The 13,948-nt window shown below is 57.0% G+C and carries 10 protein-coding genes; all 10 read right to left on the reverse strand.

Annotated elements, in window-relative coordinates; all coding sequences use genetic code 11:
- Positions 1–37: 37 nt before the first annotated feature.
- The 10 genes from ACYVAD_RS00565 to ACYVAD_RS00610 all read right to left on the reverse strand — a co-directional run bounded on the left by ACYVAD_RS00565 (position 38) and on the right by ACYVAD_RS00610 (position 13,864).
- Positions 38–1,156 (reverse strand): alpha/beta hydrolase-fold protein, encoded by a 1,119-nt coding sequence (locus ACYVAD_RS00565; RefSeq protein WP_461137521.1) that lies wholly within the window; start codon positions 1,154–1,156, stop codon positions 38–40.
- A gap of 215 nt (positions 1,157–1,371) precedes the next feature.
- On the reverse strand, positions 1,372–2,448 hold the full coding sequence (locus ACYVAD_RS00570; protein WP_461137522.1) for an alpha/beta hydrolase: 1,077 nt from the start codon (positions 2,446–2,448) through the stop codon (positions 1,372–1,374).
- Positions 2,449–2,460: 12 nt separating this feature from the next.
- On the reverse strand, positions 2,461–3,627 hold the full coding sequence (locus ACYVAD_RS00575) for an alpha/beta hydrolase (protein ID WP_461137523.1): 1,167 nt from the start codon (positions 3,625–3,627) through the stop codon (positions 2,461–2,463).
- A 44-nt stretch (positions 3,628–3,671) separates the two neighbouring features.
- Complete coding sequence (locus tag ACYVAD_RS00580; RefSeq protein ID WP_461137524.1) at positions 3,672–5,234, reverse strand: carboxylesterase/lipase family protein; 1,563 nt, start codon at positions 5,232–5,234, stop codon at positions 3,672–3,674.
- 58 nt (positions 5,235–5,292) lie between these two features.
- Positions 5,293–6,186, reverse strand: coding sequence for an alpha/beta hydrolase (locus tag ACYVAD_RS00585; RefSeq protein ID WP_461137525.1), 894 nt, complete (start codon positions 6,184–6,186; stop codon positions 5,293–5,295).
- Between the two features lie 13 nt (positions 6,187–6,199).
- A complete protein-coding gene (locus ACYVAD_RS00590) occupies positions 6,200–7,051 on the reverse strand; it encodes a sialate O-acetylesterase (RefSeq protein ID WP_461137526.1) in 852 nt (283 codons plus the stop codon).
- 178 nt (positions 7,052–7,229) lie between these two features.
- Positions 7,230–8,756 carry a glycoside hydrolase family 43 protein gene (locus ACYVAD_RS00595; protein WP_461138501.1) on the reverse strand — a complete coding sequence of 509 codons (1,527 nt, stop codon included), beginning with the start codon at positions 8,754–8,756 and terminating at the stop codon, positions 7,230–7,232.
- Positions 8,757–8,817: 61 nt separating this feature from the next.
- Entirely contained in the window at positions 8,818–10,806 is a 1,989-nt protein-coding gene (locus ACYVAD_RS00600; protein WP_461137527.1) for a glycoside hydrolase family 97 protein, read from the reverse strand.
- Positions 10,807–10,852: 46 nt separating this feature from the next.
- On the reverse strand, positions 10,853–11,362 hold the full coding sequence (locus ACYVAD_RS00605) for a VOC family protein (RefSeq protein WP_461137528.1): 510 nt from the start codon (positions 11,360–11,362) through the stop codon (positions 10,853–10,855).
- Between the two features lie 117 nt (positions 11,363–11,479).
- A complete protein-coding gene (locus ACYVAD_RS00610) occupies positions 11,480–13,864 on the reverse strand; it encodes a glycoside hydrolase family 127 protein (RefSeq protein ID WP_461137529.1) in 2,385 nt (794 codons plus the stop codon).
- Positions 13,865–13,948: the final 84 nt, after the last annotated feature.

The raw sequence follows: 13,948 nt of genomic DNA on the forward strand, positions 1-13,948 counted from the left end.
GCCGGCGGGCAGGAGGGATGACAAAGACATATCGGTATTAATTAAACAGCATGGGAGCCAGTTCGTACAGGCTACGACGCCAGGTCTGGAACTCATGTCCTGTATTTTCGGAAACGTACGACACGGCTTTGTACCCGGCGGCTGTCAGATCGGTGGCCGCTTTTTTCACACCATCGGGCCGTTCCCGGCTGCCGCAGCTAATGAAAACAAGCTTCGGCTTAGCCTTGCCGCTGAGGTCTTCAGGATTGTAGAGACCACCACTGAGCAGGCCGTAATACCCAAACGTTTCCGGTTTGTTAAGCGTAATCATTTTGGTTTCCATACCGCCCATCGACAGGCCAGCCATTGCGCGGTTGTCGCGGTTGGCGAGGGTGCGAAAATTCGCGTCGACGTACGGGATCAGCTCGTCGGTCAGGACGGTCTGGAACGGGTCGATTTTGAACTCCCGGATCTTGCCAAATTTGACTTCGTTGGTCATGCCGTAGGTCATCACGATGATGAACGGCTTGGTCTTGTTTTCGGCGATCAGGTTGTCCATAATCAGGTTAGCGTGGCCCTGATTACTCCAGGCAGTTTCGTCTTCGCCCCAGCCGTGTTGCAGGTACAGTACCGGGTACTTTTTCGACTTGTCTTTCTCGTAGCCCGGCGGGGTGTACACAAACGCCCGGCGCGACGTACCGGTGCTTTTCGAGGGGAACAGAATCTGCTGCACGTTGCCATGCGGTACCGCTTTCAGTTCATAAAACGCCTGATCGTGGGCCGGAATCTCGATACCGCTTTCCCACCGCACCGAGCCGTAATAGTTCTGTGCACCGGGGTCGTTGAACTTGCCGCCGTCGACGGTGACGTTGTAATAGTGAAAGCCCTCGTCCATCGGCCCTTCGGTAGTGCCGGTCCAGAAGCCGTCGGCCCCTTTGGTGAGCTTCGTCCCCCCTCGTCCGCCCAGGCCCAGACTTACTTTCACGCTGTCGGCTTTGGGCGCGTTGATGCGGAATCGGGCGTACCCCTGCGAATTGACCTGCGGGTACTCCTGCCCCGGCTGATTCAGCACGGAGGGTTTGAAATCGTCGGCAATGGCCGAGGAATTTGTCTGAGCGAAGCTATTCGCGCTCAGTAAGGCAGCTGCGAACAGCAGTGCGGTTGTTGTACGTGTCATTGGTTTTTATTGATTAAGGGTGAATTAGATTCTGAGATTATAGAGATAACCCCTGAGAGGTTGTTTGGGAAGCGTCTTTGTCATCCCGACGCCAGGAGGGATCTTCGGTAATAGGCTGTTTTGAGCGTTGACTGGTTAGAGCCGACTGCTAGCGAAGATCCCTCCTGGCGTCGGGATGACAAAGACGCGGGACGACAAACATGCTGGTAAGACAGCTACCTGAATAACTGCGGCAGCGTATTCGCCAGGTACAGTTTGCAGTTCATCCAGGTGTGCCCACCGGGGACGATAAGCGGTTTGACGACGACCTTCTTCTCGTTGAACATGGCGATGTTCTGCTTCACCGGTTCGTACAGAAAATCGCCCGTGCCGACGCTGATGGTGAAGAGTTTCAATTGCTTGTTCAAGGCATTGGCGTCGGGCGACCAGTTGGCGAAGTTCTTTTTAAACTCGTCGGTGGCGGTGTAGGGCGCGTAGGAACAGACGTAGGCAAATTTATCGGGGTTCGTCAGGCCGATGTTCAGCGTCTGCCCCCCACCAACCGAAAATCCAGCCACCGCCCGATTTTTGCTATCAGCCACGACGGGGTAATTGGCTTCGATAAACGGCACGATGTCGCTCACCATATCCTTCGTGAAGTCGGCCATCGGCGCGGGGCGCACGTTGCCGTAGGGCATCACAATCAACATCGGTTTGGCCTTGCCCTGCGCGATCAGGTTATCGGCGATGAGGTTGGCCCGACCCACTTTGGTCCAGGTTTCTTCGGTGTCGGAGCCGCCGTGAATCAGGTACAGCACCGGGTACTTCGTTTTGCCGTTGGGGTCGAAGCCGGGGGGCGTGTACACCAGCAATTGGCGCGACGTACCCAGCGTTCCCGACTTGTAGAGCCGGTAGCTGATTTTGCCGTGCGGCACATTCTGCAACGAATGCACCAGCGGCTTGTCGCCGGGGATGTCGACGATACTGCGCTTAAACCGCTCGTTGGCGAAAATGTATGTGTTGTTGGGGTCGGCCAGTTCAACGCTGTCAACCCGGAAACTATACGGGTAAATATCGGGTGTAACGGGCGGCACGGTCACACTCCAGATGCCCGATGTGTCTTTCGTCAGGGCAACGGGCGCTTTCAGAAATTCGCCGTTCAGCGTCACCTTGTTGGCTTTTTTTGAAAAGTAGCGGAACGTAATACTATGGTCGGGATGTACGTCGGGCGAGCTAATGGCCGGGGGGCGCTGCGCCAGTACCGTCATCGACAGACCGAGCAAAGCTGGTAGTAGGAATAAGCGATTTTTCATGGTCGGGGCAGGTTAGCGGAAGAGTAAAGGTGCCGTGTCGGCTACGTATTTTTTAACGTTCATCCACGTATGTCCCCCGTCGGTAATCAGGCTTTTGTAAGCCACCTTTTTCGCCTTCAGGTAATCCATAAATTCAGTCGTGCCTTTGTAGAGAAAATCGTCACTTCCCACGCTGACCCATAGCAGCTTTAGTTGCTTATTCGTCCGGTCGGGATTGCCGCCGATCTGACTGAAGCTGCCGTCCATTTCCTGGGGCGACAGGTACGAACTGTAGCTGCACACCCAGGCAAACTTATCCAGATTACCGAACGCCGTACGCAGGGTTTGCCCACCGCCACGCGAGAACCCGCCGATGGCACGATTCTCTTTGTTGGCGATGGTGCGATAGTTTTCCTCGATGTACGGAATCACGTTACCAGTCAGATCCTGGCCAAAATCGTTAGCCCGTTTCACGGCATCGGCCCCGTCGCGCACGGTCGGGTCGGCGGGTTTGGCACCGCCTTTCTGCTCGGCAATCCGGGCTGCGATGTTCCCGTAGGGCATCACGATAATCATCGGTTTGGCTTTTCCAGCGGCAATCAGGTTGTCGAGAATCAGGTTCGTTCGTCCTACCTTGAAGAAGGTTTCTTCGGTATCGGTGGTCCCGCTGATGAGGTAGAAAACAGGGTACTTCTGACCCGGATTCTTGTCGTAGCCCGGCGGGGTGTACACGACTAGCGAGCCCATCGTTCCTTCCAATGAGGGATAATATTCGTAGTTCACCGAGCCGTGGGATACGTCCTGCAAGCTATGAATCAGGGGCGTATCGCCGGGGATGTCGACCAGGCTGGCTTTGAAACGTTCGTTCGGAAAAAAATCCTCGTTGGCCGGGTCCATCACCGTCACGCCGTCGACCTGAAAGCTGTACGGATAAATGTCGGGTTTGATGGGCTGCGTCGTCACGCTCCAGATACCCTGCGCGTCTTTGGCCATGGCAAGCGGGGCTTTCTCAAACTGCGCGCTCAGCTTTACGTCGGTAGCCTTCGGCGCGAGGTAGCGGAACGTGACGGACTTGTCGGCGTTGACCTGTGGCGACACGACCAGCGGGCCCCTCGGCGGCTGGGCCAACGCCAGGCTACCCAGGCAAAGCAAACACCAGACGAGCAGCCATTGCGGGCCGGAATACTGATTTACGTTCATGTTTCGAATTGAGTTTAGGCACATAAATTACTACTGATAATCAATTATTTAGCCCAAGCTTCACCTTCGGGCGTTCGTCGCCAGTTGAAGTACCTGTCCAGCACGTTCAGCGCGTCGGCACTGGGTACGGGTCCGGTATATAGTGTCTGGCTGAAGTACATCACGGCGGGATTTGCTTTTCTAAAGACAGGCCACTGAGGTACGCCCGTCCCGTTTGGATCGCCGTGTTTGGCAAAGTTGGTCCAGTACGTACCCATCGCATCCGAAATGGCGAGGTCCGTTTTGGTCGTTTGCGGATTGGTCGGGTCGATGTGCCCAAATACGTAGGACACTTCCTGCCCATGCCCGGAACCATACCCTGACCGGGGCGAATCAGCGGGGTAATCAGGATGCTGATCGAAATAATAGTAGAACACCTTCGCCTTGCTGGTCTTGGCCTGCAAGTTGGCCCAGCTCCAGGTTTGCCAGCCGAAAGCCGCATCGCGCATCAGGTCGCGGGCCGTTTTCGGAACGGTGGTCGCACCGACCGGGTAGGCCTTGATCAGCTCATCGGCGTACGGGCCGTACCGTTTCTTCGTGCTCTCGATGTATTCAGCGGGGGTTTTCGGTGGGGAAAAACTGGCTCCTTCGTCGGAGTTGTAGCCAACCAGAATAGGCGTCTGATTGTAGTTACCCGCTTCGTACAGTTTATGCTGATCGTCGGGGATTACGTAGCTGTCGACAATGGGCCAGGAAGAGCCGACGCCCCAGCCGCCCGGCAGTTTGTCGGCCTCGATCTTGCGCAGTTCGGCGAGCGACGACGCACCGGCTTTCTGCGCGTAGGCTTCACCCGCTTTTTCAGCTTCGTCCAGCCGCTTCATGTTTTCACCCGGATACGTGGTGGGGCGCGTCGGCCCGAAGGAACCCCCGCTTTGTGAAATAGCCCCGTGGAACAAGCCTTTAGCCTGTGGAGACGCGCATAACATGCTGACCGCAATACCGCCCGCCGACTCCCCGAAAATGGTCACTTTGGCAGGGTCACCGCCGAACGCGGCAATGTTTTGCTGCACCCACTTAAGCCCGGCAATCATGTCCAGCAGCCCGTAGTTGCCCGACACATGCTGCGGATTTTCGGCACTCAGCTGCGGATGCGCCAGAAAGCCCAGCGGCCCAACCCGGTAGGCGATACTGACCACCACGACGCCCTTCTGCGCCAGCTTCTCCCCGCTGTAATTGGGGTCGGAGGTGGCACCGAAACTAAAGCCCCCGCCGTAAATCCAGACCAGCACAGGTATGCGTTCATTAGCGGTTTTGGCCGGACTCCAGACATTCAGATACAGACAGTCTTCGCTCCTGCCCGACAGCGTATTGCCACCCTGCACGGCTGCGGGGGCGAACTTTTTCGTATCGCGCACGCCCTCCCATTTAGTTACCGGCTGGGGCGCTTTCCACCGCAGGTCGCCGACAGGCGGAGCCGCAAACGGAATCCCCCGGTAGACGGTCAGCCCATCTTCAACGGTTCCCCGAACCTGGCCATCCTTGATCTTGACAGGGGCAGGCTGCTGGGCGAAGGTGATAGCACTGGTCAGCAGCAACGTAAGCGCAACGAACGGATTTACTTTTTTCATAGTGTATGGATTTCTCTGTAGAAGGTGATTACCCCAAGCGAACGTCTCTGTTTTGCGATCACTTGATCAAGTTGTTCCGCTTCATCCAGTCGAAGAGCGGGTCGGTCCAGCCGGGTTGACGAAAAATGAAGCCGTGGTCGCCTTTGGGGTAGATGTGCATCTCGACGGGGATCTTCTGGTGCCGCAGTTTTTCGAAATACACGATGCTATTATCGACATCAACCACCTTGTCATCGGCCGCGTGGGTCAGGTACGTCGGGGACGTGTTGGCTCGTACCTGCAATTCGTTGGAATAAAGTTCGATGCTTTGCTGCGACGGGTTCTTGCCGAGCAGATTGTCTCGTGAGCCCCGGTGTGCCAGACTATCCCGCAGGCTGATTACGGGGTATACCAGCACCTGAAAGTCGGGGCGCAGGTTGGTGTTTTGGGGGTTGTCGATCAGCGCTTTTTCGAAATGCGTTGCTTCTGTCGACGCCAGGTGACCACCCGCCGAAAAGCCCATGATACCAATTTTTCCCGGATCGATGCCCCACTGAGCAGCGCCCTCACGCACCCGTTTTATGGCCTGCTGCGCATCCTGCAACGGCCCGATGGTTTTGTCGACCATACTGGAATCGCTGGGTAGCCGGTACTTAAGCACGAAAGCCGCCACGCCTTTCTGAACCAGCGCTTTCGCCGTACCGATTCCCTCGCCCTGGTACACCACAACGCTGTATCCTCCACCGGGAATAACGACGACCGCCGTACCGGTGGCAATGGCTTTGTCGGGCAGGTAGATTTCCAGCGTCGGCTTAGTAATGCCCCGGTACACACCCGGCGACGATTGCACTTCCTTCACCGACGATGGCTTCGCATTGGGCACGGTGCCGGGGTACAAGGGAATGATTTCCTGCGCTTGGGTAGACAACCCGGCCGCAAGCAACAATACTGAAAACAGACAGGTCTTTTCCATAGAAACAGGGTAGCTATTTATCGGCTTTGACGGTGTATCCCAGCAAGGTCAGCATTTGATTGGCGTACCGTTTCCCCAGCTCCCGATAACCGGCTGCGTCGAAATGCAGGTTGTCGGACGAATCCGTGCAACCCGCCGACGAGATGACGTGGGCCGTTGGAATGGTCTGGGGCAGCGTGGCGATGATCTTATTCATACTTGCGCAGATACCCCCCTGATCGGCGTTGACCGTTTCGCCAGCCAGCAACGGGACAGAGTTGGGCGGCAGGTTCAGATCGGCCAGGAGGTTGTCGTAGACCTTTTTCACTTTCTTTGTCCACAGCGAATCATTGGTATTCGATTCGCCCTGATGCAGCAGAATGCCTTTAATCACGCCGTCCTGCTGCGCCCGTTTCCCCATCTCGACCAGCCGGGCGTAGGGGTTACCGTCGTATTGGGAAATGAAATTCTTCATCCAGCCCGGCACCGTCGCGACATACGATTGGTACGTATCCTTATCGAACAGTTCGATTTTGCAGCCACCTATGGCCACGTCGATCACGCCCACTCGCGTGGTCGGCGGCAGGTAGGTCAGCAGGGTACGGCCGAAATAATCGGCGGGAGTCAGCCCCGTTCGGCAGCGGCACAATGGGGGAATAGCCGTGTACCAGTTGCCTTTTGTCCGGCCGAGGTCGGGGCAGTCGACGGCTTCGAGCACCTGAAACCGGGGATCGACGCCTACCGTATCCTGCGGCTCAAACCGGGCATTCCCCTCCATGTTCGACTGACCCAGGCAGAGATAAACGTGAAAATTAGGATCCTGCGCCAGGGCGGGCAGCGCCAGCAACAGCCCCATAACTAAGCATATCAGTAGTCGTGCGTTCATAAGTGAAGCGGTTAGCAGTGGTTGTACTTTTGTTGTTTGTGCTTTTTGTCATCCCGACGTTAGGAGGGATCTTCGGCAGGAACCATTAAAACTGCCTATACCAGAAGATCCCTCCTGACGTCGGGATGACAAAAACAGACTCTTTTACGTATCACATCAGCAGAAAATTAAAAACCAATCACTGCACTCGAAACCAATCAAAATCGGCGTATCCACCCGGCGTTTGCGTAGCGTAGTTGAACAGGCCGAAGCGGTAGCCCATGAAATGCGGAATGGTGTACGGCATCTTGATCGGCTCCCCAATGGCGGTCCACGTTTTGCCGTCGAGACTGTAGAAGAAACGGCCGGTGTCTTTTCGGTCGCGGAAATCGCATTCAGCTTTCAGGTAAACAACCGATGCCGACAGCGGCACCCGCTGCATCTCCACGGCTTTGCCCGACGCGGCACTGACCATCACGATGGCTCGGGTTCCGCCGGTTTGCTTCACCCCCACTAAACCGTATTGCTTCTGCAACAGGCTCAGCCCCGCGAAGTCGCCGTCACTCAGCTTCGTCACGTCGAGCCGGGTCGAACCCACGGATTGAGGGCCGATGGTTCGCTGCGTCAGCGTGTTGCGGGCCATCACGAACGAGGTATCCGTGCGGCCGGTTTTCAGGCGTAGAAAGCCCTTCCGCTCCGTTACTGACCACAGCGCATTATCGGGGTTATGATTCCACTGCCATACCAGCGGCAGTGCCGGTTCGCCCTTTTTGCGGGTAAACTCATCCGACGCGACGATACCGGGAATCAGTCCCTTGCTGGCGGGCAGGTCGAGCGTCTGCGGCACTTTCCCGTCGACACCCAGCACGGGCCAGCCGTCTTTCCACGTCACCGGCACCAGGTACGGAATGCGCCCCACGCCCCCGAAGTCGCGGAACAGGTACGAAAACCACCGACCGTCGGGCGTGTCGATCAGCCCACCCTGCGCGACGCCCAGATCCTGCAAGCCGATCCGGCCTTCCCAGGGACCGGCGAGTTGGTCGGCGCAGTGGATCACGACGGTTCGCATGCCGCCCTGTGGCCAGGTGATATTGAAGAGGTAGTATTTGCCGTTGACCTTGAGCAGTTGTGATCCTTCGGCGGGCAGCCCCCGGCCCGTACCCGACGGCTCACTGGCATTTTCGATGAGTACTCGCTCGGTACCCGGTTTCACGCCCGACACGTCGGCGGTAAGCTCGACAATGCGAAGTTTACCCGCGCCGTAGACCATATACACCCGGCCATCGTCGTCGAAAAACAGGCTGTGATCGTGGAGAGACGGCTTGAACGACACGGCTTTCCACGGGCCTTTCTCGATGTTTTTCGTGGTGTAGATGTGCGTTCTGCCCGTTGTCTGGGCGAAGGTGGTAGCGTAATAGGTACCGTTGTGAAAACGCAGGCTGCTGGCCCACGAACCCCGCCCGTAGGTACTTTGGCCGTTGGTCAGGCTCATGGCGTCGACGGTGGCCAGCGTATCGTATGCGTAGCTGACCAGCTTCCAGTTGACCAGATCCGTCGATTTCATGATCGGCAGGCCCGGACTCAGGTGCATGGTCGTACTGCTCATGTAGTAGGTCTTACCCACCCGGATCATGGCCATGTCCGGCACGTCGGCGAAAATGATCGGGTTGGTGGCTTTCTGCGCCAGGGCCGACGTACCTACCAGCAGCCCTACCCAGAGCAGCATCGTTCGGCAAAAACCGGGTTGTAGTGTGGTCATGTACTTGTGTTGGTTTAGGAAGGTGGGGTTACTCGAAAACAGCCACAAAGCCATCATTACCCGTCAGTTGCACCGGCATGACGCCGTTCGCCGGAACAGTCATCGCCCGAATATCGAAGGCAGGATTGTCGCTATCGTACGGAACCGACGTGAACACCCGGCCTTTGCGATTTTTCAGGAATGACAGATCGACCGACAGCGCCTTGTCGTTTTTTTCGCCGTTGACACCCGCTACGTACCATTTGTTGCCGGTCTTCCGGGCGATGATGAGCTGCTTGCCGGGTTCGCCGTCAATAAACCGCACGTCGTCCCAGCTATTGGGCAACTGCCGGAGAAACTCCTTCACGTCAGCCGGTACGTGCGTCATGCCGTCGGCCGTTTCGGCAAAATGCTGGATACCCGACAGGAACAGCACCGAGGTAGCCAGTTCGAACGCCGGGGTAGTGGCCCGTTTGATGCGCGGAATTTTGTAGAGGCACATGGGCGTAAAATCCATCGGGTCGAAGGCGTTGCGGATCATGGCGCAGTTGATCATGTGCGCCGGGGCCGCGTTGGCGGTCTGCTGGCTGAACGTAATCATTTCGTAGCCATGCACGGCTTCGGTCGTCATCAGGTTCGGGTACGTGCGGGCCAGCCCACGCGGCAGGGTCGCCCCGTGGAAATTGATTAGAATCTGGTACGCAGCTGCGTCGGTCAGTATGTCTTCGTAGTAGTTGATCATCGACTGACCGTCGCCCCCGAAGAAGTCGATTTTGATGCCTTTGATGCCCATGTCGCGAAGCCGGGCGAACTCCTGCACCCGGCTTTCGTGGGTCAGTAGCTTGTTGCGGGGCGTGAACGGCACCGTGTTCCAGCTCCCGGCCGAGTTGTACCAGAGCAGCATGCCGACGCCCTTCGTTTTGGCGTAATCGGCCAGCACCTTCACCGAATCGTAGCCGATGCTTTTGTCCCAGTTCGCGTCGATCAGGCAGTACTGCCAGTGCATGTCGGCGGCATAGTCGACGTATTTTTTCTGCACCGGGTAAACGGTGGCTCCGTCTTTTTCGAGCACCCAGCTCCACGACGCTTTACCGGGTTTGATAAATGACGCGTCCATTTTCCGCGCCGGCCGCGCCAGGTCGGTACCCAGCGTCGATTCCATCACTGTTCTCAGATTGCCTACCACCAGAATCCGCCAGGGCGTCTGCCACGGGAGCGTCGATTCAGGGTTCAGCGCGCCGTTCTCGATTTTCTCGGGCGTCTGTGGGAAGTTGATCCGGTACTCGCCCCCCGGCGATTGCTGTTGCAGGGCCGTGCCGCAGTAATGCCGCCCCAGGTCGGCTTCGGTCAGCATTACCCACGTCTGGTTGTGGCGAAACAGGGCCGGGTAAATCCAGCCGTTTTTGCCGGGCGCGGGCGTACCCACGGGGATGTCCATTTTGTAATGAGCCTCGTACGACGGGTTGGAATGCTCAAACCCCGACTGGGCTTCCGTTTTTTCCTGCATCCACGCTCGCGTGCCTTCGTTGAAGTGGAAGGTCGTGGTTTCAGCAGTGATCTTCTTGACGTCGGTCGACCGATCCGGGAACTCGTACCGGAAGGCAAGCCCGTCGTTCGAGACCCGGAACACGATATTCATCCGCTGCCCGCCTGCGGTCTGGGTCTCGACGGTGCGCTGGGTGGCCGTGTAGCGGATGTTTTTCTTCTTGGCGTTGACCATCGTGTAGTTGTCCGTGATGGTCGTGGGTGCCGATACGCGCAGCAGTTTCAGCCCTTTGGAAAAATCAGCGTCCTCGCGTACTAGCCCCAGCGCCGACGGCGCCAGCACCGATTCGCCTTTGTAGCTGACGGCATAAGTCAGCCGGGCCGGGTCGTAGGTGGCAACGATCTGCTTGTCGGGGCTACTGATGGTGTATGTTGCTTGTGCGTACGTTCGTGCTGCCCCACCGAGCAACAGACCCAGCGCTGCCAGTGCCAGCCAGCTACTCCGCGAGCGGAATTTATTCGTTTTACGATCTTGATAAACAGACTCTTTCATAGCGTTCAGGAATAATTTTGCCCACTTATGGCGGGGCAGAAAGCCGTTACTCAAGTGGGCCGATGAGTTCGATAAACGTACCATCGGGGTCCTGCACCAGTACGAAATGCGCCTTGTCGTTGAGGGGTATCGGCGTGCTGCCCCGGAAGGATACGTTCATCTTCGTCAGCCGGTCGATGATTGGTTTCAGCGCCTTCACGTTGATGGTGATGTACTGCATGCCGGTGTCGTCCTGAATGAATTTCGGCCTGGGGTGCCCCGCTTTTTTGCCGAAGCTCATCAGCTTCCAGTCGGTGGCATCGGGGCTGTTTTCCAGTTTCAGGATCGTCACCTGCGTCGCGGTTCCATTGGCCAGACCCGACCGTTTCGAAAACTCGTCGTTGATGGTGAAGCTCCCGGTTTTAACCATACCGATGCCGTTGACATAGAAATCAAGCGATTTGTCAATGTCAGCCACGACTACACCGACGCCGATCACTTTACTGGTAAAATTGGACTGGGCTAACCCTAAGTGACTCAGCAGTAGAGTGAGTATAAATAAAGAGACTGTTTTCATCGATGCGTTCGTTTTTGTGTTTTGGATTTACCCCCCGCCCCCTGAAGGGGGAGCGTCCCGCGAATGAGCTTTAGCCCCCTTCAGGGGGTTGGGGGTCGGCCGCTTCCGGGTAAAGCATCACTCCTTTTTCACTAACCGGACGTAATACACCGGACCGGCAGCACTTTGTGGCAGGGCCTGAAACTTCACCCGGACAGCCTTTTTTCCCTGCACCATCGACGCCGGGATGGGGTACGTTACGTCCTTGAACGCCGACTGATTCCAGCGCCCCGTATTGTCTTCCGTCACGAGTTTCTGGTCATCGATGTAGATGTCGAATTTGTGGTTGCCCCACTCCGCCCCCCAGTACCGAACCATCAGACTCAGATCCGTAGCGCCCTCGGTCGCCAGATTATAGCTGAAATAGCCGCCGTTGCTCGCGTCGCGCCAGAACGCATCCTGCGATGAACCTTTCCGCGACTTCTCACTTTGCATGGCATGGTCAACTTCGGGTTGCTGCTCACCGGGGGCGACCGCGTCGACGGTGCGTTTTTGCAGCGCCAGCTTTTCGCGTTCAATACCAGCGATGGAGTCGAGATACGTCCGGTAATTGGCGTTGCTCAAGGCCATCCAGTACATCATGTAGCGGGCGTCGTGGATACGGTAAAACGGCTCCAGCACCAGATTCGACGCGTTGACCAGTCGCTGTTTCGGCAGCGTATACGTCAGCGGCTTCCCAGCTACCGGCATCAGCTCGTCGGTAATGGCCGACGAATTATCGGCAACGAGAATCGGGGCTTTGTCGACGGGCAGTCGTTCGCCACCGGCGATGTGCCCCCACCGGCTATCATCGGCCAGCAGTCCCTTCATATTCTCGGTTCCGGTTTTGGCACCCAGCAGAATCGGGCCGTGCAGAATCGCGACGTAATTGGGTACGTTGGGCATCTGCTCCAAGGTGTTATGCATTGGTAAAGAAACCGTTAGCACATCGCCTTTTTTCCAGCTTCGTTTCACCGCAACGTATGATCCCGGCTGTGCAGAGTAGGCGACATTCTTCCCGTTGACGGCTAGTTTCAGCGCCCCGGCCTTGACCCACGACGGGTACCGAATCAACATCGGAAACGTACCAGCCCCCTCGGTGATAGTGAGTTTGGTCTGCTCTTCATCCGGGAAACGGGTCGTCTGCCGTAGTTTGATTTTCTTGTCGCGCCAGTTCAGCTCCGACGCCACGAACAGGTTCACAAACAGCGAGTCGTGCTGATGGGTGTAGATGAACTGCCCGTACTTGCCGTGGTTTTCCATGCCGCTCCCCACGCAGCACCACATGGCTTCGTCGGGCGTAGAATAGACCCGGTAATGGCGCGGCCGGGCCGGGGTAAAATACACGTATCCCCCGTTATCAGGGTGCTGCGTCGACAGGATGTGGTTGAACAGCGCGCGTTCGTAAAAGTCGACGTACCGGGCGTCCGGTTTCGCGCGAAAAACGTCCTCCGTCAGTTTCAGCATGTTGTACGTATTGCACGACTCCGGTCCTTCCACGTCGCTGACGAAATCGGTACTGGCAGCTTTGCTGGGGAAAAACTCGCGCCGACTGTTGCCGCCCAACGCCAGACTTCGGCGCTGCGTAACGGTCTCCCAGAAAAACGTACCTGCTTTGGTATACTGATCATCGTGTGCCAGCTCACCAATACGGTGAAATCCAATGGCTTTAGGCACCTGCGTGTTGGCGTGCTTATTATCCAAGTTGTCTTTACCAACGGCCATCGGGTCGAGGAGTTGATGGTGCGAAAACCGCCGGGCCGCCGTCAGGTACTTCTCGTTGCCGGTCATCTGGTAGGCGTCGGCAAACATCTCGTTCATGCCGCCATGTTCCGTGTTCAGCATCGACTCCATCTGCGCATCCGACAGCGCCGACGTAATAGCGATGCCCCAATCGCAGAAATTCAGGAATACCCTTTTGGCGGTTTCGTCGCCGGTGTAGAGCCAGGCGTCGCGCAGACCGCTGTATAGTTTATGGACGTTGTACCACGGCACCCAGGCGTTGTGGTACGCCTTGAAATCACCCGTTTTGAACGTCGACCAGACGGTTTTGCTATCGGGGACGCCCCCCACGTAGCCCACGCCCCAGCCCGGATTATTTTTCGCGCTGGCTTCCTGGCAGGCCTTTAACTCCGCCAGCATATAGGCCATACGCTTTTGGCAATCGGCATTACCCGTAGCCGCGTTCATCGCCAGCGCCGACAGGTAGTGGCCACCGACGTGCCCATCCAGCCCCGCCCAGTTTTTGTAGTCGGCGGCTTTCGATGGCAGTCCGGCTTCCTTGCGAAATGGAGCCAGCAGCCGATCGACGTCGTATTCGAGCAGCGTTTGCACGTTCAGGTCCTGGGCGTGCCTGAACGGCCCGTCGAGCAGCGTTACGTCGCGCAGCGGAAACTCGTTGGTATACAGCTTACTCTGCGCATTCGTGTCATAAGCACACAAACTAAGACAGGCACAAATCAGCCCAACAAAAGAGCGGTTCATCGTTGATTGCGTATTGGTTATTTACTGAAGAGCACTTTTTGTCATCCCGACCGGTCGGGATGACAAAAAACCACGGAGACAAAA

Source organism: Spirosoma pomorum, from assembly GCF_054776615.1.